Source organism: Nocardioides sp. LMS-CY (assembly GCF_018732145.1).
GTDB classification, from domain to species: Bacteria; Actinomycetota; Actinomycetes; order Propionibacteriales; family Nocardioidaceae; genus Nocardioides; species Nocardioides soli.
Window position 1 is genome coordinate 1,041,080 of sequence record NZ_CP076104.1, and the last position, 21,789, is coordinate 1,062,868.

Sequence of the window (21,789 nt, forward strand, 5' to 3'; positions counted from 1 at the left end):
GGACCCCGAAAAGCATGAGCGAGACCAGCACCGGCTCGAAGAAGCAGGAGTTCCAGGCCACCGAGCGCATCGAGGCGCCGCAGGGCGGCCCCGGCCGCGGCCCGATGGGCGGCGGCATGGTCGGCCAGAAGGCGATGGACTTCGGCCCGTCCGCGAAGCGGCTCGTCGCGCTGATGCGTCCCGACCGCGGCAAAGCGGTCGCGGTCGTGCTCCTCGGCGTCGTGAGCGTGCTGCTGATGTCGATCGCGCCGCGGATCCTCGGCCACGCCACCGACCTCGTCTTCAACGGCTTCATCGGCTCGAAGTTCCCGGCCGGCACGCCCGACTCGGCGCTGCCCGCGGCGGTGCAGGGCATGGACGTGGTGCCCGGCAAGGGCGTCGACTTCGACGCCGTCGCGCGGGTGCTGCTGATCGTGCTCGCGCTGTACGCCGCGGCGTCACTGCTGGCCTGGCTCCAGGGCTTCATCCTCAACACGGTCGTGCAGAACACCATCCGGCAGATGCGCTCCGACGTCGAGGACAAGATCAACCGGCTGCCGCTGAACTACTTCGACCGCTCGCCCCGCGGCGAGCTGCTGTCCCGCGTCACCAACGACATCGACAACGTGAGCCAGACGCTGCAGCAGACGATGAGCCAGCTGCTGACCTCGGTGATGACCGTGCTCGCCGTGCTCGCGATGATGGTCTGGATCTCGCCGCTGCTGGCGCTGGTCGCGCTCGTGACCGTGCCGCTGTCGCTGATCGTGACCGCGCAGATCATGAAGCGCTCGCAGGGGCAGTTCGTCGCGCAGTGGCGGCGTACCGGCCGGCTCAACGCCCAGATCGAGGAGGCCTACTCCGGCCACGCGCTGGTCAAGGTCTTCGGCCGGCAGGCCGAGGTCGAGCGGACCTTCGCGGAGGAGAACGACGAGCTGTTCAAGGTGAGCTTCGGCGCGCAGTTCGTGAGCGGGCTGATCATGCCGTCGATGATGTTCATCGGGAACCTCAACTACGTGCTGGTCGCGGTCGTCGGCGGACTCCGGGTCGCCAACGGGTCGCTGTCGCTGGGCGAGGTGCAGGCCTTCATCCAGTACTCCCGCCAGTTCACCCAGCCGCTGACCACGGTCGCCTCGATGACCAACCTCCTGCAGTCGGGCGTCGCCTCGGCCGAGCGGGTCTTCGAGCTGCTCGACGCCGACGAGGAGCTCGAGGACGCGCCGGCGCTCGCCACCCCGGCGGTACGCCGCGGCGAGGTCGCCTTCGAACACGTGTCGTTCCGCTACGACGAGGACCGGCCGCTGATCACCGATCTCTCGCTGGTCGCCCGGCCGGGCGAGACGGTCGCGATCGTCGGGCCGACCGGCGCCGGCAAGACCACCCTGGTGAACCTCGTGATGCGCTTCTACGACGTGGACGCCGGGCGGATCACCCTCGACGGCGTCGACGTCGCCGGCATGCCCCGGTCGACGCTGCGCGGGCAGATCGGCATGGTGCTGCAGGACACCTGGCTCTTCGAGGGCACGATCCGCGACAACATCGCCTACGGGCGACCCGACGCGACCGAGGAGGAGATCCTGGAGGCCGCGCGGGCGACGTTCGTGGACCGCTTCGTGCACTCGCTGCCCGACGGCTACGACACGGTGATCGACGAGGAGGGCTCGAACCTCTCCGCCGGCGAGCGACAGCTCGTCACGATCGCGCGGGCGTTCCTCACCGACCCGGCGCTGCTGATCCTCGACGAGGCGACGTCGTCCGTGGACACGCGCACCGAGCTGCTGCTCCAGCACGCGATGGCGGCGCTGCGCACCGACCGGACGTCGTTCGTCATCGCCCACCGGCTCTCGACGATCCGCGACGCCGACCTGATCCTCGTGATGGAGGACGGCGCGATCGTCGAGCAGGGGACGCACGAGTCGCTGCTGGTCGCCGACGGTGCCTACGCCCGGCTCTACAACGCGCAGTTCCGGGCGCCGGCCGACGAGGCGGCGGTCGGGGCGTGAGAAGCGTCGGAGCTGCCCCAACGGTGGGGCTCCCGTTAATCCCTTGAACGTCGCCTCGGGCCCGCCTAGCGTGAGGGCACACGGGAAAGGAGGTGGTCCGAAGAATGAGTTCTTACAGGACGCGTGAGGTGGCTGCCCGCTAGCAGCCCATCAGCATCACCCGGGGTGGAGCCACCCCGGGACGGCTGCTGGTGAATCCCAAGCAGTCACCCGACCCGCAGGCGCTCCGGTCATCACGTCCACCGGGATGGGCCCCCTCAGGGGCCCGACGCCTGCGGGTCGCTGCATGTCCGGACCCGGCGGGTGCCGCCCTCAGACGGCGCCCTCGGGCGACATGACGGGGAACTCGGCGGTCGGGTCGGCGGAGAACTCGGCGGTCGGCTCGGTGTTGCGGGCCGCGGCGGCCTCCGCCTCGGCGGTGGCCCGCCGGTTGGCCGCGACCGCACCCTCGACGAGCGAGGCGACGACCGAGCAGCCCACCCACACGACGCCCAGGCAGATCAGCAGTCGCACGACCGCGACGTCGGGGGAGAGCGTGCCGCTGACCTGCGCGGCGTACAGGGCCGGCGAGCCGATCAGCAGGGTGCCGATCAGGACCGGCCAGGACAGCGGGCTCATGGGGACCTCCGGGTGGGTGAACGATGGGTCAGGCGCCGACGGCGAGGCGCTGGTCGGCGATGACGACGCCCTCCGAGCGGATCTGGTCGGCGCCGGTCAGCTCCTGGTACGACAGCACCGCGAGGCGCGGCACGATCTGGTTGATCAGCCGGCGCAGCGGTGCCCGCAGCTGCGGGGCGCAGACCAGCACCGGCCGCACGTTGCGGTTCTCGACCTCCTGGGTCAGCTGGGCGAGACTGCCCATCAGCGCCTGGCTGGTCTCGGGGTCGAGCGCGATGCTCTGGCCCTGCTCGCCGGGGCGCAGGGACTCGAGGATCTGCTGCTCGAGCTGCGGATCGAGGGTCAGCACGTGCAGCGTCTTGTCCACGAGGTACGGCGCGGCGATGGCCGGTCCCAGCGCCTGCCGGGCCGCCTCCACGAGCGGGTCGAGCTCCTTGGTGCGGGCGGCGCGCAGCGACAGCGCCTCGAAGATCCGCACCAGGTCGCGGATCGAGACGCCCTCGTCGAGCAGCTCCTGCAGCACCTGCTGGATCTCGCCGAGGCTGAGCTGGGTCGGGGTGAGCTCCTCGACGACCACCGGGTGGGTGCGCTTGACGACGTCGGTGAGCATCCGCACGTCCTCGCGGCCCAGCAGCCGGCCGGCGTGCTCGGTGACGACCTCCGCGAGGTGGGTGGTGATCACCGAGGCCCGGTCGACGACGGTGGCGCCGCTGAGCTCGGCCTGGCTGCGTAGCTCGACCGGGATCCACTTCGCCTCGAGGCCGAAGACCGGCTCCTGGGTGGGCTGGCCCGGAAGCGAGCCGAGGTAGTCGCCGATGGCGAGGACCGTGCCCGGGGGCGCCTCGCCGCGCGCCACCTCGATGCCGAAGAGCAGGATCGCGTAGGTCTGGCTGGGCAGCTGCAGGTTGTCGCGGGTGCGCACCGGCGGGGCGACGATGCCCAGGTCGGTCGCGATCTTGCGGCGCAGCGCCTTGACCCGTTCGAGCAGGTCGCCGCCGCTGCTCGCGTCGACCAGGTCGATGAGGTCCGCGGACAGCTCCAGGCCGAGCGGGTCGACCTGGATCTCGGCGGCGAGCAGCTCCGGGGTGTCGGGTGCGGTCAGCGCCGGTGTCGCCTGCTGGGCCTGCTCGGCGGCCTCGGCCTGCTTCGCGGCCGCACCCGCCCGAGAGGACGCGATCAGCATCAGCCCGCCGGCGACGACGAACGGCAGCTTGGGCAGGCCGGGGATCAGGCAGAGACCGAGGGCGCCGAACCCGGCGACCCGCAGCGGCATCTGGTTGGCCATCACCTGGCGGACGATGTCGGACCCCATATCGGCGTCGTTCACCGAGCGGGTGACGATCAGGCCGGTCGCGACCGAGAGCAGCAGCGCGGGGATCTGTGAGACCAGGCCGTCGCCGACCGACAGCAGGCTGTACGTCGTGACCGCCTCGCCGAACGGCATGCCCAGCTGGCCGACGCCGACCGCGAAGCCGCCGATCAGGTTGACCAGCGTGATGATGATCGCGGCGATCGCGTCGCCCTTGACGAACTTCGAGGCGCCGTCCATCGAGCCGTAGAAGTCGGCCTCGGCGTGCACCTCGGCGCGGCGCCGGCGGGCCTCGTCCTCGTCGATCAGCCCGGAGTTCAGGTCGGCGTCGATCGCCATCTGCTTGCCGGGCATCGCGTCGAGCGTGAAGCGGGCACCGACCTCGGCGACCCGGCCGGCGCCGTTGGTGATGACCACGAACTGGATGACCAGCAGGATCGCGAAGACGATCAGGCCGACGATCAGCGAACCGCCGACCACGAAGTGGCCGAAGGTGTCGATCACCTTCCCGGCGAAGCCGTCGAGCAGCACCAGCCGGGTGGCGCTGACGTTGAGCGCGAGCCGGAAGAGCGTCATCACCAGCAGCACGGCCGGGAAGGCCGCGAAGTCCAGCGGCCGGTGCACGAACATGGCCACCATCAGCACCAGCAGCGCGGTGGTGATGTTGAGGGCGATCAGCAGGTCGAGGACCGTTGCCGGCAGCGGGACGACCAGCATCACGACGATCAGCACGATGCCGACGGGCACCCCGAGCTGGGTCATCCGCTTCACGGGCACGTGGGTCCTCCAGGGTTCCGAACGAGATCGAGCGAGGTTCGACCGAGGTCGATGCTGAGCGCCGTCCGTGGCACCGGTGGGGTGACTCCGTCCTGGGGTCCGTGCTGCCTATCGGCCGGTCGGGATCGGACCTGAGAGATTGCGGCGGCGTCGTGCGGCCGGCAGCACGGCCGGCACCTCGGGGTCGTGCCGCGGAGTGCGGTGCTCCCCGCCCCACTGGCCACGGGTGCGCCGGCTGATCACGAACGCGAGCACCTGGGCCACCGCGGCGAAGAGCTCGGCGGGGATCTCCTGGCCGACGGTGGTGGAGGTGTAGAGCGCGCGGGCGAGCGGTACGTCGCGGACCAGGGGCACCCGGGCCTCGCCGGCCCGTTCCCGGATCGCGGTCGCGATCGCGCCCGCCCCCCGCGCCACCACGCGCGGCGCGCCCCGCGCGGGGTCGTAGCGCAGCGCCACCGCGACGTGCGTCGGGTTCACCAGCACGACGTCCGCGGTCGGCACGTCGGCCATCATCCGGTTGCGCGCGGCCGCGAGCTGGCGGGAGCGGATCGCGCCCTTGAGCAGCGGGTCGCCCTCGGACTGCTTGTGCTCCTGTTTGACCTCGTCCTTGGTCATCCGGGTCTGCTTGCCCATCTTCTTGCGCTGCACGAGGTAGTCGGCGGCGCCGAGGACGACGCCGATGATCGCGATGTTGCGGATCAGGCCGAGCGCGCTCGCGGCGGTCTGCTCGATCACCACCTGCATCGGCACCAGGCCGCCGATCATCGGGATCGCCGCCTGGACCGCCCCCCAGACCAGGACGACGACGATCGCGCTGCGCACCAGCATCTTCGCGCCCTCCCAGAGGATGTGCAGGCCGAAGAGGCGCTTGGCTCCCTGGAGCGGGTTGATCTTGGAGAGCTTCGGCTTCACCGCGCTCTTGGCGAGGTAGAACCCGCCCTGCGCGAGCGCACCGGCGACGCCGACGAGCAGGACCGCGGAGCCGAGGATCAGCAGCGACACCAGCACGTGCCAGAGCCCGGCGCCGAGCAGCGTCAGGGCCCGCGCGACGTCGGCCTCGCCGCCCATGCTCAGGCACCTGGTCATGATGTCCTGGAGCGCGGAGAGCTCGTGTCCGATCAGCTTGGGCAGCGCCAGCGCGAAGAGCGCCAGCGCGGACCACGCCCCCAGCTCCTGGGTGCGCGGGACCTTGCCCTCCTTGCGGTTCTCCTTGCGGCGCCGGGCGGTGGGCTGCTCGGTCTTCTCCTCGCTCATCAGCCGGCTCCCGACAGCACGGACATCGCCTGGGTGGAGAGGTCGACCATCCGGTCGATGGCGTGCGGCAGCACCGGGAAGGAGAGTCCGACCAGCAGCAGCGTGAGGCCGATCTTCACCGGGAACATCACCGCCATCGCCTGCATCTGCGGGGCCACCTTGGTGAGCAGCGCCAGGCCCAGGTCGGCGAGGAAGAGGACGGCGATCAGCGGCAGTGCGATCTGCACGGCGGTGGTGAAGAAGAGCCCGAACGCCGTGAGCAGGACGTCGGGGAAGCTGCCCCAGCCGGGGGTCGCGCCGAGGGGGAGGAACTGGAAGGTCTTGAGCAGGCCGCCGATGACGATCAGGTGCCCGCCGGTCACGAAGAGCAGCACGGTGGCGAGCATCTGGTGGAACTTGCCGAAGACCGTGGTCCCGTTCATCGACAGCGGGTCGAAGCCCTGTGCGAGGGAGAAGCCGCCGAAGACGTCGACCAGGCTGCCGGCCGCGGCGATCGCGGCGAGCAGGAGGTGGCAGACGAACCCCATCGCCACGCCGACGAGCACCTGGGTCGCGACGTTCAGCAGGAGGCTGATCGTGTCGAGGGGGATCAGGTCCCCGTCGGGGACGACCGCGAAGGAGAGCCCGAGGCCCAGCACGACCTTCGCCATCGTCGGCACCGTGCGTCCGGAGAACGGCGGCACGACGGCCAGCCAGGCGAGGATCCGCACGGAGGCCAGGAGGTAGGCGACCAGGGGCTCGCCCGAGACGGTGAGGGTCATGGTGGGAGTGGTCGCAGCCTCAGCCGAGCATGGCCGGGAGGCCCTCGAAGATGTCGTTGGTGAAGGCCACGAGCGTGTGCATCATCCAGTTGCCGCACAGCAGCAGCGCGACGCCGACGCCGACGAGCTTGGGCACGAAGGCGAGCGTGAACTCCTGGATCTGGGTCAGCGACTGGAAGAGCGAGATCGTGAAGCCGATCACGAGCGAGGTGACCAGGATCGGCGCCGACAGCTTGAGCGCGACGAGCATGGTCTGCAGGGCGAGGTGGATGACGGTGGTGTCGGACATGGTGCACCTAGGTTCCGTAGCTGGAGACGAGGGACTTGATGACCAGGGCCCAGCCGTCGACCATCACGAAGAGCAGCAGCTTGAAGGGCAGCGACACCATCACCGGCGGCATCATCATCATGCCGAGCGCCATCAGCGCGCCGCTGACCACCAGGTCGATGACCAGGAACGGGATGAAGATGACGAACCCGATGATGAAGGCCTGCTTGAGCTCGGTGAGGATGAACGCGGGGATCAGGGTGGTCGTCGAGACCTCCTCCGCGTTCGCGGGCATCTCGCGGCCCGCGACGTTGGTCAGCAGCTCCAGCTCGTTGTCGTCGGTGTTGGCGAGCATGAAGTCGCGCAGCGGCTGGAGGCCGGAGTCCAGGGCGGCCGACGCGGTCAGGTCGCCGTTGAGGTAGGGCTGCAGCGCGATGTCGTTGATCTCGCCGAGCACCGGGCCCATCACGAACAGGCTGAGGAAGAGCGCGAGGCCGGCGAGCACCTGGTTGGGCGGGGTCTGCTGGAGGCCCAGTGCGTTCCGGGTGAGTCCGAGGACGATGAAGATCTTGGTGAACGCCGTGCAGCTGAGCAGGATCGCGGGCAGCAGCGAGATCAGGGTGAGGCCGATGAGCACGGTCACCGACGTGCTGGGGCTCTGCGTGAGGCCGTCGAGGCCGATCGTGACGTCCGACGTGCCGCCGGCGGGCCCGGACGGGCCGTCGGGGCCGGTGGGTGCCGCGGCCGCCGGCAGCACGATCGCCGGTACGACGACCGTGACGACCAGCAGGCCCAGGACGATGCCCGCGCGGCGTACCAGCGTGGTCACGACATCCGCCGGGTGGCGGCGGCGAAGGCCTGGCGCCACGTGTCGATGCTGAGGACCGAGCCGGACAGGGCACCGCCGGCGGCGTTACCGGCCGCCGCGGGGACCTCGATGGGGGTCGCGGCGGTGGACTCGCCGGACTCGGAGGTCGGGACCAGCGCCAGCACCTCGCCGGGCATCCCGGGGACGTCGTCGGGCAGGTGGTCGGCGATCTCCTCGGGGTCCAGCTCGGTCAGCACGCGCACCTGGTGCTCGGTGGTGCCGAGGACGAGCACCCGACCGCCGACGGTGACCACGGTGACCGCGGTGCCACGGGAGATGGACTGACGGTGCAGTACCCGGACCATGGCGTCCTTGCCGCCACGGAACCGGCGCGCGCCGAGCTTGGCGAGCAGGGCCAGCAGGCCCAGCACGACGGCCAGCGAGAAGACCAGCCGGATGGCGAGCTCGAGCATCGGCGGGTCAGCTCGCGGCCGCGTCGACGGCGATCTCGGTGATCCGCAGCCCGAAGTCCTCGTCGATGACGACGACCTCGCCGCGGGCGATCAGCCGGCCGTTGACGAGCAGGTCGGCGGGGCTGCCCGCGGCGCGGTCCAGCTCGAGCACCGCGCCGGGGGTGAGCTCCAGCAGGTCGCGGACGGTCATCCGGGTCCGGCCGATCTCGACCGTGACCTCCATGTCCACCCCGTGCAGCATCTCGATGCCCGGGTGGTGGGGGCGCAGGTCGCTCGAGCCGAGCGAGCTCAGCACCGCGCCGGTCGCGGCCGCCGCTGCCGGGTTCGCTGCCGGTGCTGCGGCGACGTCCTGGGCGGCGGCGAGCACCGAGTCGGGCAGCAGCACCGCCGCCGCGACGGAGTTGGTGTTCAGGGTCGTGTTCAGGAAGGCCACCGTGAACGGCCCGGCGATCTCGCGGGTGACCAGATCGGTCGCGACCTCGCGGGCGGCGCCGACCCGGCCGTGCAGGGCCGTCGCCACCGCGTCGAGGGTGGGCTGGAGGGCCGCGGCGAGGTCGAGGCCGCCCAACGGGCTGCTCGCCAGCGCGTCGACGAGCTGCCGGCCGACCAGCAGCGCGACGCGGCCCGACGTACCGTCGAGGTCGGCCACGACGGCGCCGGCGAACGGGCCCGCGACGTCCGGGTCGCCCGCGACGACGGCGCCGACGCCGAGCTGCTCGGTGGCCGGCAGCACCGCGGCGCCCGCGGCAGCGGCACCGCCGGCGAGCTCGGTGAAGGTGGTCTCGGTGCTCACGGGGTCGCTCACTGGGTCTCCTTGGGGGTGTCCACGATCAGGGCGGCCAGCCGGAAGCCACTGGTCCCGGCGGTCGCATGTGCGAAGTTGATGCCGTCGACCACGACCTCGAGCGGGGCCGACGAGGGATGGTTGAGCCGGATGGCGTCGCCGGGCTGGAGGGCCGCGAGGTCGGGCGGGGCCAGGGTGGTGGGGCGCAGCCTGACCGAGACGTCGACCGGGACCCGCTGGAACTGGTCGCGGAGCTTCGCCGCCGACTGCGCGCGCTGGGCCCGCTCGCGGTCCGAGACCGGGGCCGGGGCCGCGGCCCGGATCATGTGGGGGAGCAGCCCGGAGAACGGCATGCACATCGTCATCTCGAACGCGCGCTCGCCGATGCGCAGCTCGAGCCGCATCGCGACCATCACGTCGGCCGCGCCGGCGACCTGCGCGAACTGGGGGCTGTACTCGACCCCGGTGATGATCGGCTCGCAGCTCACGATCGGCGCGAGCGAGTACCGGAGCTCGCCGAGGAGGCGCTCGAGCAGGCCGCGGACCACGCTGGTCTCGATCTCGGTGAGGGGCCGCTCGGGCTGGTCCTCGCGGCCCGGGCCACCGAGCATGTAGTCGACCGTGGTCATCACCGCGCGCAGCGGGACCTCGAGCACGCACTTGCCGAGCAGTGGCTCCGCCGAGAAGATCGTGAGGTACGTCGTGGCGTCGAGCGAGTCGACGTACTCGGAGTAGGTGCTCTGCTCGATGCCGGTCAGGCTCACCGAGCAGACCGTGCGCAGCGACGACGTGAAGACGGTCGTGGCCAGCCGGCAGAACCCGTCCAGCGCGACCTGGAGCATCCGGGAGTGCTCGCGCGAGAGCTGGATCGGACGCCGGAAGTCGTAGAGGACCGGCTCCGCGGAGGAACGACGGGTCACGCCGTCCGCGGCCGGTGCAGCGGCCGGAGTGGGGGTCGGTGCAGGGGGAGTTGCGACAGGGGAGTCTGAGGGCGCCACGAGTACAGGCATCGGCGCCGGCCCCGACGACCTGAGGGATTGCGTCGGAGTGATGTGGATCGGGTGCCGGGAGCCTGCCCGGCGGACGGGGCTACTGCGTGACGAACTCCGTGAAGTAGACGTCCATCACGTCGCCCTCGTAGAGGTGCTCGAGCTCCGCGGCCAGCTTCTGCTTCAGGACGTCGCGCCGGCCGCCCTCGAGCTGCTCCAGACGCTTCCCGCTGAACAGCTGGATCGCCGCGTCCAGGGCCTTGCTGCCGTTGGCCTCCTTGGCGGTCGAGGTCAGCTGCAGGGCCAGGCCGAGCCGGAGGTAGTGGCCGTCGGCGAGGTTGATCTGGGTGGCGTCCAGGTTGACGATCTCGCCCGGCTCGGGGGGCGCCGTGGGGTCGCTCGGCCTGAGCAGGAACCAGTACGCCGCGCCGGCGACGAGGAGCAGTGCGACGGCGAGGAGGACCAGCTTCTTCCAGCCGAGCCTCCTCCCGTCGGACTCGGTCGTCTCGGGCGCCTTCTCGGCGGTCGTGCTCATCCGCGTCCTCCCTCGGTGCTGTGGCCGGCGCCGGCGGCGCGGTCGCCGCCGGCGGCCGACGTCTCGTTCGTGCGGCCGGTGGTGCCGGCCGGATCGGCCGCGCGCTCGCCGAAGCGCCCCTTCGCGACCTCGTCGAGCAGCTGCTGCGAGGCCGGGCTGACGTCGGGCAGGACCACGATGTCGACCCGCTTGTTCACCGCCTGCGAGCCCGGCTTCGAGGGCTCCATCAGCGGCTTCTCGTGCCCGAACGCCGCCAGCGAGAGCCGGCTGCCGGGGATCCCGGCCGTCTCGTTGAGCCGGCGCAGCACCTCGACCGCCCGGGCGGCGGAGAGGTCCCAGTCGGTGGCGTAGTACTTCGGCCGGCCGGCGGCCTGGTTGGTGTGGCCGTCGATCTCCAGGTCGTTGCCGAGCGCGGAGAGCACGGGTGCCAGCGTGTCGACGACCTCGCGGCCGCGCGGGCTGAGGCGGGCGATGTTCGGCTGGAACACCACGTGCCGGGAGACCAGGCTGACGACCAGCCCGCGGTTGTCGATGGTCGTCGCCACGTCGTCGGCGAGGCCGCGCTTCTCCAGGGCGGCCTTGAGCTTGTGCTCGGCCGCGCGCAGCCGGTCCACCTCCAGCACGGCGGCGTCGTACGACGACCGCTGGCGCCGCAGCTCCTCCTGCGCGATCACCTCGGAGACCACCGCCTGCTCGGCAGGGGAGAGCTGCTCGAAGATCTTGGAGCCCGCGAGGCTGGGGTTGGACCCCTCGGTGAGCTGGCCCTCGAGGATCGAGTCGGAGCCCTTCATGAACGAGCTGGTCGCGCCGAAGCCGTCGGCAAGGCCGTTCTTGAGCGCGTTGTACTTCTTCTGGTCGACCTGGCTCATCGCGAACATGACGATGAAGAGCACCATCAGCAGCGTGAGCATGTCGGCGTAGGTGACCAGCCAGCGCTCGTGGTTGACGTGCTCCTCGGGATCCTCCGGCTTCTTGCGCCGGCGCCTCGGCGGGCTCATGCCGCCTCCGGCTCACGCTGGTCCGGGGGCAGCAGCGACTGGAGGCGCTGGGCGACCACGCGCGGGTTGGAGCCGGCCTGGAGCGCGGCGACGCCCTCGATGACGATGTCCATCTGGGCGGCCCGCAGCTCGCCGAGGCGGGTGATCCGGGCGCCGACGGGCAGGAAGAACACGTTCGCCGACATCACGCCCCACAGGGTGGCGACGAACGCACCCGCGATCAGGTGGCCCAGCTCCTCCGGCTGAGCGAGGTTCTCCAGCACGTGCACCAGGCCCATCACGGTGCCGACGATGCCGATCGTCGGCGCGTAGGAGCCGGCCTGGTTGAAGAACCTCGCGGCCTGCCGGGTGTCCGCCTTGGCCGCCGCGACCTCCGCCTCCAGGATGTCGCGGACCTCCTCGGGGTCGGTGCCGTCGATCGCGAGCGTGAGGCCCTTGGCCAGGAACGGGTCGTCGACGTCGGTGAGCGCGTCCTCGAGCGCCAGCAGGCCCTCGCGGCGCGCCTTGTCGGCCAGGGAGACCAGGGTCGGCACCACGGCGCTGACCTTCGGTGCGCTGCCGGTGAACGCGTGCACCATGCCGCGTACGGCGAGCTTGGCGTCGCCGAGCGTGCCGCCGGCGAGCGAGACCATGATCGTGCCGCCCACGACGATGAGGATCGGCGGGAGCAGCATCAGGCTCATCGGGTTGCCGCCCTCCATCATGTTGCCGGCAACGATGAAGGCCAGGGCGCCGATGACGCCGATGATGGTGATCGGGTCCATCAGGACTCCGTCTCGGTGGCGGCGCGGCGGAGCCGGGCGGCCGGGTGCTCGGAGACCGTGCCCAGGCGGGGCTGACGGGGCTCGTCGTGGCCCCAGGGGTCGACCTCGAGGGAGGTGCTGAGCGCGAGCACCTCGCCGCGGTAGAGCCGGACCAGGCGCAGCACCTCGGCGAGCGACTCCGCCACGACGTACTTCTTGCCGTCGACGAGGGTGACCACCGTGTCAGGCGTGGCGTCGACGCGTTCGATGAGGTCGCAGTTGAGCGCGAACGCCGTTCCCGAGAGTCGCGTGAGCGTGATCATGTGCACCGTCCTTGGTCCTTGCGATAAGCAGCCATCCGTGGCGGCTCGATGGGTTGATCGGCGGCGGACACCCGAACCTGAGGGGTGTCGCCCGACGAAGACGCACGGGCGCCGGTGGCGGCACCCGTGCGTCCGCTGCCTCAGGAGCCCGGATCAGCGCTTGATGTTGACGAGGTCCTCGAGCACCTGGTCGGAGGTGGTGATCACCCGCGAGCTGGCCTGGAACCCGCGCTGGGCCAGGATCAGGTTGGTGAACTCGGCGGCCAGGTCGACGTTGGACATCTCGACCGAGCCGATGACCAGCTGACCGCGGCTGCCGGCGCCGGGGATGTCGGTCTGGGGGGCACCGGAGTTGGCGCTCGCGCGGAAGCTGGTGGCGCCGACCTTCTCCAGGCCGGCCGGGTTGTTGAAGTCGGCGATGGCGAGCTGCGCGATCACCCGGCGGTCGTCGTTGTCGAAGGTCGCGGTGATCTTGCCGTCGGCGCCGATCTCGTAGGACTTCAGCGGGCTCGGGACGGCGGGCGGGGCCGCGCCGTCGTCGGCGGGCAGGCTGATCGGCGTCGGCGTCGCGCCGGCCGGGTTGATCACGTTGCCGGTGGCGTCGATGCTGGCGCCGGTGTAGCCCAGCACCAGGCCGCCGTCGGGGGCGACCAGGTTGCGCTGCTCGTCGAAGGTGAACGCGCCGGCACGGGTGTAGACGTCCTGGCCGCCCTTGCGGACGACGAAGAACCCGTCGCCCTGGATCATCATGTCGGTCAGGCCGCCGGTGGTCTGGTTGGACCCCTGGTTGAAGTTGGTCGTGGTCGCGGCGACCTGGACGCCGAGGCCGACCTGGATCGGGTTGGTGCCGCCGCGTCCGTTGCCCGGTGCCGTGCTGGCGGTGAGCATCTGCGACAGGGTGTCGGAGAAGACGGTGCGGCTGGACTTGAAGCCGATCGTGTTGGCGTTGGCGATGTTGTTGCCCGTGACATCGAGCATGACCTGGTTGACGCGCAGGCCGCTGATGCCGGCGAAGAGCGAGCGAAGCATGGGTTCTCCTTGGGAGGCGGTGGTGATCGATCAGACGGCGGGCGCCGTGCTGGTGGACGGTTCGGAGGCCGGGTCGGTCGCCGGGTCGGTCGCCGGGTCGGCGGCGCTGATGGAGGAGATCTGGCCGAGCGAGACGCTCTGGTCGCCGACCGTCAGGCGGGGTCCGGCGGCGTCGTAGGTCACCGAGCTCACGACGCCGGACGCGGTGCCGCCGTCCTCGGTGAGGTAGGTGACGTTCCTGCCCACCATCCCCGCCGCGCCGAACGAGATCTGCGCGGCGAGCAGGGCGGCGGTCTGGTCGGCGACGTCCTGCATCTTCTCCAGGGCGGTGAACTGCGCGTTCTGCGCCAGGAACTCACCCGAGTCGGCCGGGTTGAGCGGGTCCTGGTAGCGCAGCTGGGCGACCATGAGGTTCAGGAACATCTCCTTGTCGGAGTTCGAACCCGTGGTCGTCGTGGTCGGTGACCGGTACATCCCGTTCGGGGTCACGGCCTCGGTTGCCGGGACGGACATGGCTCCTCCTAGATCGACACGTCCAGGCCGCCGGGGCGGCCGGGCGCGTTCGTCGTGCTGACACGCGACGGGTCCGCCGCGCTCGAGGTGCCATCCGTGGCGTTGGTGCTTCCTGAGGCGCGGTACCGGGCGGTTCCCCGGTCCGCGGCCGGCTCGCCGCCCGGGCGGCCGGCGCCCGACCAGGCGTCGCCGCCGAGGTCGGTCGAGACATCGCTGCGCAGCGCCGAGCCGTCCGACGCCGGGGCCGGCGCAGGGGTCGGGGCTGGGGTCGGGGCGGTGCCGCCCGAGAGGTCGCGGATCACGATCCGCGAGTCGCCGCGGCCGACCGACTCCAGCAGCCGTCGCAGCTCGGGTGCGCCCTCGGTCAGGGCCCGCCGTGCGTCCTCGCCGCCGGCGAGGCGCACCTCGAGCTCCCCGCGGCGCTGGGTGAGGACCACGCGGACCTCGCCGAGCGTCTCCGGGTTCAGCTTGACGGTGAGCCGCTGCGGGCCGCCGTCCGCGGTGGTCCCGGCGACCCGGACCACCTCCGGGAAGACCTGGCCGGTGACCCGGTGCGGGTCCACCGGCGGGGCGGACGGTGCCGTCGGGGCGAAGACCGTCGGGGGTGCGCCGGCCGGTGCGAGCGCCGCCGCGGTCGGGCCCGTGGTCTGGCTCGGGCTCGGGGTGCCGTTCGCGACGGTGCTCGAAGAGGCGCCGGCGGGGCGCACGGCGTCGTCGCCGGCCCCTGGGGTGATGGCCGGGCTCGGATCGGCGTCCGTCGGCGGGGTGGAGCCGGCGGGCGCCGGGTTCGGACCCGGCGTGCCGACGCCGCCAGCCCGCCGGCCGGCGTCGGCCGGGCCCGTCGAGACCGGCGCGGGTGCCGCGGCGAGCACGGGCACTGGGCCGGAGATCGCGGCGGTGGTCCCCGGGGCCGCCGGCGTGGCCTGGTCGGCCTGGTCGGTCGGGTCGGTCGGGTCGGTCTGGTCGGCCGGGTCGCCGGGGACCGGCAGGCCGGGTGGGGCGGGCAGGCCCGTGCCGGGAGGGCCCGTCGGCCCCGGGGCGGATCCCCCCGCGCTGCCGTCGTCGGCGGTGCCGTCCGGCACGGCGACCGCGTCCGGGGCCTGGTCGCCGAGCAGCCCGGCCACCAGCGAGAGGAACAGGTCGCCGGTGCCCGGGGCCGACCCGTCGGGGCCGCCGTTCGCGCCGCCGAGGGAGGGGTTCGCGCCGATCGCGGCACCGAGCCCGCTCAGCAGGGACGTCGGGTTCATGCGGCTGCCTCCAGCGTCGACAGGACGGACGTGACGTAGTTCTGGGTCTCGGCGTACGGCGGGATGCCGTCGTACTTGAGCACCGCGCCCGGACCGGCGTTGTAGGCGGCCAGCGCGAGATCGGTGCTGCCGAAGCGGTCGAGCAGGCTCTTGAGCAGTCGCGCCGCGCCGTCGACGGCCTGGGCGGGGTCGTAGGCGTTGGTGACGCCGAGCCCCTGGGCGGTGCCGGGCATCAGCTGCATCAAGCCCTGCGCCCCGGCGGGGCTGGTGGCCCGCGGGTCGTATCCGGACTCCTGCTTGGCGACCGCCGAGAGCAGCGCGGCGCTGACGCCGTGCCGGGCCGCGGCGCCGTCGAACAGCGAGGCGTACGGCGTGCCGGCGGCCACCCGGCCGGGCGCGGTGGTCCCGATGGCCCCGATCGAGCCGAGCGCTCCGGCCGCGGGTGCGTCCGGCACGATCCGGCGGATCGCGCTCGGGGTGGCGTAGACCGGCGAGATCTCGACGTCCTTGCCCGGGCGCGGGGCATGGATCATCTGGTTGTCGCCGATGTAGATGCCGATGTGGTTCACCGGGGAGTTGAAGGCGACGAGGTCGCCGGGCTGGGCCTCGGCGAGGCTTGCGACCGGGCGCCCGGCCTGTGCCTGCTGGTAGGAGACCCGGGGCAGGTCGTAGCCGAGCTCGGAGTAGACCTGCTGGACGAGGCCGGAGCAGTCCAGGCCCGTCGCGGGGTCGGTGCCGCCCCACACGTAGGGGACGCCGAGATACTTCCGGGCGTTCGCGACGACCTGGTCGCCGACGCCGCCGGTGCCCGCGGCGATCCGCGCGGTCGGGGGCGCGGTGGCGTCCTGCAGCGCGCCGGCGAAGGCGGCGCCGCTGCTGCCCGTGGCGGCCGCCGGGCCGCTGAGCAGGGCCAGTTGCGCCTTGATCTGGCTGATCCGGCTGGTGACCTCGGCGATGCTCATGGGGTACCTCCGTCGATGGCCGGCGCCGGGGTGCGGCGCCGCCAGAGCTGCTCGGCGACCTCGTCGAGCTCGCGGTTCTCGCGTCGCAGGCGCTCCGTGCGGGCGGCGGCGGCCCGACGCTCGATCAGTGACTCCACGGCCTTGAGGCGGCTGCGGTCGCTGCTCCAGCGGTCGCGCGCCGCGGCGCTGACGTGCCGGGCGGTCTCGAGCTCGGCGCGCGCCGTGCCCATCGCGATCCGGATCAGCTCGAGCGTGTGCTGGCGGCCCTGGAACGCCGCGGCGTCCCAGCTCTCCGGGGTGGGCAGGGTGGCGAGCACCTGCTCCAGGTCGGCGAGTCGCGCCGCCGCCTCGCGCTCCTCGCCCAGCGCCGTGGCGAGGCCGATGCGGCTGTCGCGCTCACGCACGCCGCGCAGGCGGAGCAGCCCGCTCAGCTCGCCGCGCCGGGCGCTCGTCCGGGCGGTCACGGCGCCACCAGCTCGCGCAGCGCGGACCAGGTGTCGGCGGCGGGGGTGACGTCGTCCATGTCCTGGCGCAGGAACGTCTCGATGGCCGGCATCAGCGCGAGCGCGGTGTCGGCGTCGGGGTCGGTGCCGGCGACGTAGGCGCCGATCTCGACGAGCTCCTTGACGTTGCGGTGCGCGGCGAGCAGCCGCCGCAGGCGTCGGGCGTCCTGCCTGCCGGTCGGCGGGACGATCGCCGAGACGCGGGAGATCGACTCGAGCACGTCGATGCTGGGGAAGTGGCCCGAGGTGGCCAGCTCGCGGGTCAGCACGATGTGTCCGTCGAGGATCGATCGGGCGGCGTCGCCGATCGGGTCCTGCAGGTCGTCGCCCTCGACCAGCACCGTGTAGAGGCCGGTGATGCTGCCGGCGGGCGAGGTGCCGGCGCGCTCGAGCAGCTTGGGGAGCATCGCGAAGACGCTCGGCGGGAAGCCCCGGGTGGCCGGCGGCTCGCCCGCCGACAGCCCGATCTCCCGCTGGGCCAGCGCGACGCGGGTCAGGCTGTCCATCATCAGCACGACGTGCCGCCCGGCGTCGCGGAACCACTCCGCGATCCGGGTGGCGACGAACGCCGCGCGCAGCCGGACGACGGGGGGCTCGTCGGAGGTCGCGACGACGACGACCGAGCGGGCCAGGCCCTCGGGGCCGAGGTCGTTCTCGAGGAACTCCCGGACCTCGCGGCCCCGCTCGCCGATCAGCGCGATCACGGAGATCTCCGCCTCGGTGCCGCGGGCGATCATCGAGAGCAGACTGGACTTGCCGACGCCGGAGCCGGCCATGATGCCGAGTCGCTGGCCGCGTCCGCAGGCGGTGAGCGCGTCCATCGCGCGCACGCCCAGGCTGAGCTGCTGGTCGATCCGCGGCCGCAGCAGGGCGTGCGGGGTCTGGTTGTCCACCACGACCTGCGGCAGCTGGGTGAGCGACGGCCCGTCGTCGATCGGGCGGCCGAGGCCGTCGAGCACGCGGCCGCGGAGCTGCTCGCCGACCGCGATGCGCAGGCCGCGGCCGCTGGCCTCGACGTGGTCGCCGACGCGCAGCCCGAAGGTGTCGGCCAGCGGCAGGCAGGTGAGGACACCGTGCTCGCTGGCGACGACCTCGACCGGCACCCGGCCGGAGGCGCCGCGCACCTCGAGCAGGTCGCCGAGGGCGGCCGGCACGCCGGCGACGGTGACCCGCAGGCCGAGCAGGCCGACGACCCGGCCCAGCCGTGGCGGCACCACGGCCTCGAGGGCCGCTGTCCGGCGCTCGGCGGTCAGGATCCCGGCGCTCACGACAGGGCCTCGCGGAGCCGGTCCAGGGCCTCGGAGATGCGCAGGTCGATCGCGGTGGTGTCGGTCTCGACGACGGCGTCGTGCGGGTCGAGCGCCGGGTCGGCGACGACCTCGACGCCGTGCGCGCCCAGCGGGTCGGGCGAGACGCCCTCCGCCGTCCGCGGGTGCAGCCGCACCGTCACGGCCGGTCCGCTCGGCAGCACCGCCAGCACCCGCGCGACCACGTCGGCGCCGGGGTCGGCGGTCACGGACAGCTCGTGTCCCACCAGCGTGCGGGTCAGCTCGAACGCCAGGTCGGCCGCCTGCTCGCCGATGCGGGCGGTGACCTCGGTGGCCGCGGCCGTCAGCGCCGCGGCCGCCTCCTCGAGCGCGACGACGGCCAGCGCGTGCTCCCGGGCGCGGGCCGCCTCGCGCCGCTCGGCCTCGGCGGTCGCGGCGGCCTCGCGCTCGGCCGCCCGCCGCAGCGCGGCCTGCTGGCCCGCGGCCCAGCCGACGGCGTACCCCTGCGCCTGCGCGGCGGTCCGGGTGCGCTCGGCCAGGCCGCCGAGGATCGCCTCGGTCGGCCCGTCGCCGAGCACCCGCCCGTCGCCCAGGCGGGTCCAGACGCCGCGACGCAGGTCGGGACGCTCGGCGGAGGGCCAGACGACCGGTCGGCCGGCGTCGGCGGGCTCGGCGGTCTCGGGGTGCGTGAGTGCCTCAGACAACGAGCTCCTCCTCGCTGCCGCGGTGCACCATGATCTGGCCCTGCTCCTCGAGCTGGCGGATCTTGCGGATCACGCTCTGCTGCGCCTCCTCGACCTGGGTCAGCCGGACGGCGCCGAGCAGGTCGACCTCCTCGATGAGGGTCTCGGCGGCACGGGACGAGAGGTTGGAGGTGATCTTGTTGCGCACGGACTCGCTGACGCCCTTGAGCGCCAGGGCCAGCTCCGCCTCGTTGACCTGGCGCAGCACCAGCTGCACCGACCGGTCCTCGATGTGCACGATGTCCTCGAACATGAACATCCGGCTGCGCACCTCGTCGGCCAGCTCGGCGTCGAGCGCCTCGAGGCCCTCCACGATCTGCCGCTCGGTGACCCGGTCGGACCGGTTGATGATGTTGACCAACGGGTCGACGCCACCCACGCGGGACATGTCCGAGGGCTGGAGCACCGACGAGAGCTTGCGCTCCAGGTTGGCCTCGACCGCCCGGATGATCTCCGGGGAGGTCCGGTCCATGACCGCGATGCGGTGCGCGATCTCCGCCTGCAGGTGCGAGGGGAGGCCGGCCATCACCATCGACGCCTTGTCGGGCGTCATGTGGGCGAGCACCAGCGCGATGACCTGGGGATGCTCGTCGGCGATGAACGTGCGGAGCTGACCCGGGTCGGCGCGGTGCAGGAACTGGAACGGCATCTTGATCGCCGCGGCCTGCAGGCGCTCCATGATCTCCTTGGCGCGCTCCTCGCCCAACGACTCCTCGAGCATGGTGCGGGCGAAGGCCAACCCGCCGTGGGCGATGTGGGCCTGCGCGGTCGCCATCGCGGCGAACTCCGCGAGCACGGCGCCGCTCTCGGCGGCGTCGACCACGTCGAGCGAGGCGATCTCCGCCGAGATCGCCTCGACCTCGGCGTCCCCGAGGTGGCTGAGGACGGCGGCGGCCTTCTCCCGGCCGAGCTGGATCAGCACGATGGCGGCCTTGCGGACGCCCATGGATGCGATGTTCATCAGTGGCGCTCCACCAGCCAGCCGCGCAGCAGCGTGGCGATCTCGTCGGGCTGACGCTCGGCCAGTGCGGCGATCTCCCGCTTCAGCTCGTCGTCGGCGGCCTGCTCGCTCGCCTCGAGGGCGGCGACGGCGGGCGTCGGCTGCAGCTCGGCGGCGGCCGCCGCGCGATCGGCGGCATCCTGGCGCAGCTGCTCGACGAGGTACGCCGTGCGGTCCTCGCGCTGCCGGCGGCCGCGCCGGGCCCGGAGCCAGGCGAGCAGCAGGATGGCCAGGACGGCCACGCCGATGCCGATGTTGCGGATCAGCCGCCACCGCTCGGCGTCGGCCTTGGCCTTGGCCGCCGCCGCGAGCTCGGCCGCGGCCGCCTCGTCGGCGGTGCGGTCGAACGACATCGTCGAGACCTCGACGGTGTCGCCGCGGTCGGGGTCGATGCCGACGGCCGCGGTGATCAGGTCCTGTACGTCGGCGGCGTCGACGCCCTGGGCGGACGCCGAGTCCAGCACGACGCCGACGTGCAGCGACCGGACGCTGCCCGGGGCCGCCTCGCGGTGCTCCTTGGTGGTCTCGACCGCATTGTCCCGGGTCGTCGACTCCTTCGAGTAGGTGCCGTCCTCGCCGTCGGCGGCCCCGCCCGGGCCCATCTGGCCGTCGGGTCCGAGCACACCGGTGCTGCCGGTGCGGGCCACGCCCTCGTAGGACTCCTTGGCGGTGGACTCGGAGAGTGGCGGCGTCCTCCGGTTGCCCCGGTAGGTCGTGGACTCCTGGATCGCCTTGTCGAAGTCGAGGTCGGCCGAGACCTGGACCGTGGAGTTGCCAGGCCCGAGGACCCGGTCGAGCATGGTCTGGATCTGCTGGGTCTTGCGGGCCTGGAAGTCGGCGACCGCCTGGGCCTGCGTGCCGGTGCCGGCACCTCCGGCGCCGCTGTCGGTCGAGAGGACCTTGCCGGTGGAGTCCGCGACGGTGACGTTCGCCGGGTCGAGGCCGTCCACGCTCGATGCGACCAGGTTCACGATCGCCTGGACCTTCTGCGCGTCGACGCTGGTGCCGGCCGCGGTGTCGACGAGCACCGACGCGGTGGTCGGGTCCTGCTCGTCGGAGAAGACCCGCTTCTCCGGCATGGCGAGGTGGACGACGGCGGTGTTCACCCCGTCGATCGCCTCGATCGTCTTGGTGAGCTCGCCCTCCATGGCCCGCTTGAAGTCGGTCTGCTCCTGGAAGTCCGAGGTCGAGATGTCCTGGCCGTCGAGGATGGAGTAGCCGCCGGCGGAGCTGTTGGCCGGCAGGCCCTGGCCGGACAGGGTGATCCGCGTCGAGTAGACCTTGTCGCGCGGCACCATGATCGTGCTGCCGCCGTCGGCGAGCTCGTAGGGGACGCCCTCGGCCTCCAGTTCGTCGATGACCGACGAGGCGTCCGCGGACGCGAGGTTGCTGTAGAGCGGCGCGTAGTTCGGGGTCGACACCCACTGGAACACCATGAACGCCGCGAGCAGCAGGGCCCCGGTGCCGACCACGGCGACCAGGCGCTGGCCGAGCGTGAGCGACATGAAGGTGGTCCGCAGGCGGGTGAGCGTGCGGGCGAGGTTCTGCTTCATCCGATCGGCATCCGCATGATCTCGGTGAACGCCTCGAGCGCCCGGTTGCGCACGGCGACGGTCAGCTGGGCGGTCACCGAGGCCTCGGTGGCGGCGACCGTGTAGTCGTGGATGTCGTCGAGGTCACCGGTCGCGGCCTGGACGGCGAGCTTGTCCGCCTTGTCCTGGACCGCCTCGAGGCGGTCCAGGCCGTCGACGAGCAGGTCGCCGAACGCCGCACCGGTGCCCGAGGTGCGCGCCGCGTTGGTCGCGGCGGAGGCGGGCAGCGTCGGCGCGACGTAGGGCTGGAAGCCGATCGCCTCGATCGCGGGGACGCTCATCGGAGCCCCCGCGGAGACGAGGTCGTGGCGAG

24 protein-coding genes are annotated in these 21,789 nt (G+C 72.4%); 1 reads left to right on the forward strand and 23 read right to left on the reverse strand.

Features of this window, described 5'->3' with window-relative positions; all coding sequences use genetic code 11:
- Positions 1 to 14 precede the first annotated feature (14 nt).
- Positions 15 to 1,979, forward strand: coding sequence for an ABC transporter ATP-binding protein (locus KM427_RS04980; RefSeq protein ID WP_215526474.1), 1,965 nt, complete (start codon positions 15 to 17; stop codon positions 1,977 to 1,979).
- Positions 1,980 to 2,291: 312 nt separating this feature from the next.
- On the opposite strand, the gene KM427_RS04985 is transcribed toward KM427_RS04980, so the two are convergent.
- The 23 genes from KM427_RS04985 to fliE all read right to left on the reverse strand — a co-directional run bounded on the left by KM427_RS04985 (position 2,292) and on the right by fliE (position 21,757).
- Positions 2,292 to 2,597 carry a hypothetical protein gene (locus KM427_RS04985; RefSeq protein WP_215526475.1) on the reverse strand — a complete coding sequence of 102 codons (306 nt, stop codon included), beginning with the start codon at positions 2,595 to 2,597 and terminating at the stop codon, positions 2,292 to 2,294.
- 28 nt (positions 2,598 to 2,625) lie between these two features.
- Entirely contained in the window at positions 2,626 to 4,668 is a 2,043-nt protein-coding gene (gene flhA / locus KM427_RS04990; protein WP_252275368.1) for a flagellar biosynthesis protein FlhA, read from the reverse strand.
- Positions 4,669 to 4,791: 123 nt separating this feature from the next.
- Positions 4,792 to 5,937, reverse strand: a complete 1,146-nt coding sequence (locus KM427_RS04995) for an EscU/YscU/HrcU family type III secretion system export apparatus switch protein (RefSeq protein ID WP_215526477.1) — start codon at positions 5,935 to 5,937, stop codon at positions 4,792 to 4,794.
- A complete protein-coding gene (locus tag KM427_RS05000) occupies positions 5,937 to 6,698 on the reverse strand; it encodes a flagellar biosynthetic protein FliR (protein WP_215526478.1) in 762 nt (253 codons plus the stop codon). Before KM427_RS05000 ends, KM427_RS04995 begins: the two co-directional genes overlap by 1 nt.
- Before the next feature lie 19 nt (positions 6,699 to 6,717).
- On the reverse strand, positions 6,718 to 6,987 hold the full coding sequence (gene fliQ, locus KM427_RS05005) for a flagellar biosynthesis protein FliQ (RefSeq protein WP_183592898.1): 270 nt from the start codon (positions 6,985 to 6,987) through the stop codon (positions 6,718 to 6,720).
- A gap of 7 nt (positions 6,988 to 6,994) precedes the next feature.
- The gene (fliP, locus tag KM427_RS05010) at positions 6,995 to 7,834 is read right to left on the reverse strand and encodes a flagellar type III secretion system pore protein FliP (RefSeq protein WP_252275063.1); all 840 of its coding nucleotides are present in this window, start codon (positions 7,832 to 7,834) and stop codon (positions 6,995 to 6,997) included.
- Complete coding sequence (locus KM427_RS05015; protein ID WP_215526479.1) at positions 7,792 to 8,247, reverse strand: flagellar biosynthetic protein FliO; 456 nt, start codon at positions 8,245 to 8,247, stop codon at positions 7,792 to 7,794. The genes fliP and KM427_RS05015 overlap by 43 nt, the downstream gene beginning before the upstream one ends.
- Before the next feature lie 7 nt (positions 8,248 to 8,254).
- Complete coding sequence (gene fliN, locus KM427_RS05020; protein ID WP_252275065.1) at positions 8,255 to 9,052, reverse strand: flagellar motor switch protein FliN; 798 nt, start codon at positions 9,050 to 9,052, stop codon at positions 8,255 to 8,257.
- A complete protein-coding gene (locus KM427_RS05025; RefSeq protein ID WP_252275067.1) occupies positions 9,049 to 9,951 on the reverse strand; it encodes a flagellar motor switch protein FliM in 903 nt (300 codons plus the stop codon). Before KM427_RS05025 ends, fliN begins: the two co-directional genes overlap by 4 nt.
- Positions 9,952 to 10,120: 169 nt before the next feature.
- Entirely contained in the window at positions 10,121 to 10,555 is a 435-nt protein-coding gene (locus tag KM427_RS05030; RefSeq protein ID WP_183592901.1) for a flagellar basal body-associated FliL family protein, read from the reverse strand.
- Positions 10,552 to 11,553: an OmpA/MotB family protein gene (locus KM427_RS05035; protein ID WP_215526480.1), complete on the reverse strand. Its 1,002-nt coding sequence runs from the start codon at positions 11,551 to 11,553 to the stop codon at positions 10,552 to 10,554. The genes KM427_RS05030 and KM427_RS05035 overlap by 4 nt, the downstream gene beginning before the upstream one ends.
- The gene (locus KM427_RS05040; RefSeq protein WP_183592903.1) at positions 11,550 to 12,317 is read right to left on the reverse strand and encodes a motility protein A; all 768 of its coding nucleotides are present in this window, start codon (positions 12,315 to 12,317) and stop codon (positions 11,550 to 11,552) included. Before KM427_RS05040 ends, KM427_RS05035 begins: the two co-directional genes overlap by 4 nt.
- Positions 12,317 to 12,619, reverse strand: a complete 303-nt coding sequence (locus tag KM427_RS05045) for a flagellar FlbD family protein (RefSeq protein ID WP_183592904.1) — start codon at positions 12,617 to 12,619, stop codon at positions 12,317 to 12,319. Before KM427_RS05045 ends, KM427_RS05040 begins: the two co-directional genes overlap by 1 nt.
- Before the next feature lie 153 nt (positions 12,620 to 12,772).
- Positions 12,773 to 13,648, reverse strand: a complete 876-nt coding sequence (locus KM427_RS05050) for a flagellar hook-basal body complex protein (RefSeq protein ID WP_183592905.1) — start codon at positions 13,646 to 13,648, stop codon at positions 12,773 to 12,775.
- Positions 13,649 to 13,678: 30 nt separating this feature from the next.
- Positions 13,679 to 14,161 carry a flagellar hook assembly protein FlgD gene (locus tag KM427_RS05055; RefSeq protein WP_215526481.1) on the reverse strand — a complete coding sequence of 161 codons (483 nt, stop codon included), beginning with the start codon at positions 14,159 to 14,161 and terminating at the stop codon, positions 13,679 to 13,681.
- 8 nt (positions 14,162 to 14,169) lie between these two features.
- Positions 14,170 to 15,408, reverse strand: coding sequence for a flagellar hook-length control protein FliK (locus KM427_RS05060; protein ID WP_215526482.1), 1,239 nt, complete (start codon positions 15,406 to 15,408; stop codon positions 14,170 to 14,172).
- Positions 15,405 to 16,370 (reverse strand): transglycosylase SLT domain-containing protein, encoded by a 966-nt coding sequence (locus KM427_RS05065; protein ID WP_215526483.1) that lies wholly within the window; start codon positions 16,368 to 16,370, stop codon positions 15,405 to 15,407. The genes KM427_RS05060 and KM427_RS05065 overlap by 4 nt, the downstream gene beginning before the upstream one ends.
- Entirely contained in the window at positions 16,367 to 16,834 is a 468-nt protein-coding gene (fliJ, locus tag KM427_RS05070) for a flagellar export protein FliJ (RefSeq protein WP_215526484.1), read from the reverse strand. Before fliJ ends, KM427_RS05065 begins: the two co-directional genes overlap by 4 nt.
- Positions 16,831 to 18,141, reverse strand: a complete 1,311-nt coding sequence (locus tag KM427_RS05075; protein WP_252275069.1) for a FliI/YscN family ATPase — start codon at positions 18,139 to 18,141, stop codon at positions 16,831 to 16,833. Before KM427_RS05075 ends, fliJ begins: the two co-directional genes overlap by 4 nt.
- The gene (locus KM427_RS05080; RefSeq protein ID WP_215526485.1) at positions 18,138 to 18,845 is read right to left on the reverse strand and encodes a FliH/SctL family protein; all 708 of its coding nucleotides are present in this window, start codon (positions 18,843 to 18,845) and stop codon (positions 18,138 to 18,140) included. Before KM427_RS05080 ends, KM427_RS05075 begins: the two co-directional genes overlap by 4 nt.
- A complete protein-coding gene (gene fliG / locus KM427_RS05085) occupies positions 18,838 to 19,845 on the reverse strand; it encodes a flagellar motor switch protein FliG (protein ID WP_183592911.1) in 1,008 nt (335 codons plus the stop codon). The genes KM427_RS05080 and fliG overlap by 8 nt, the downstream gene beginning before the upstream one ends.
- A complete protein-coding gene (gene fliF, locus KM427_RS05090; protein ID WP_215526486.1) occupies positions 19,845 to 21,437 on the reverse strand; it encodes a flagellar basal-body MS-ring/collar protein FliF in 1,593 nt (530 codons plus the stop codon). Before fliF ends, fliG begins: the two co-directional genes overlap by 1 nt.
- A complete protein-coding gene (gene fliE / locus KM427_RS05095; RefSeq protein WP_183592913.1) occupies positions 21,434 to 21,757 on the reverse strand; it encodes a flagellar hook-basal body complex protein FliE in 324 nt (107 codons plus the stop codon). The genes fliF and fliE overlap by 4 nt, the downstream gene beginning before the upstream one ends.
- Positions 21,758 to 21,789 lie beyond the last annotated feature (32 nt).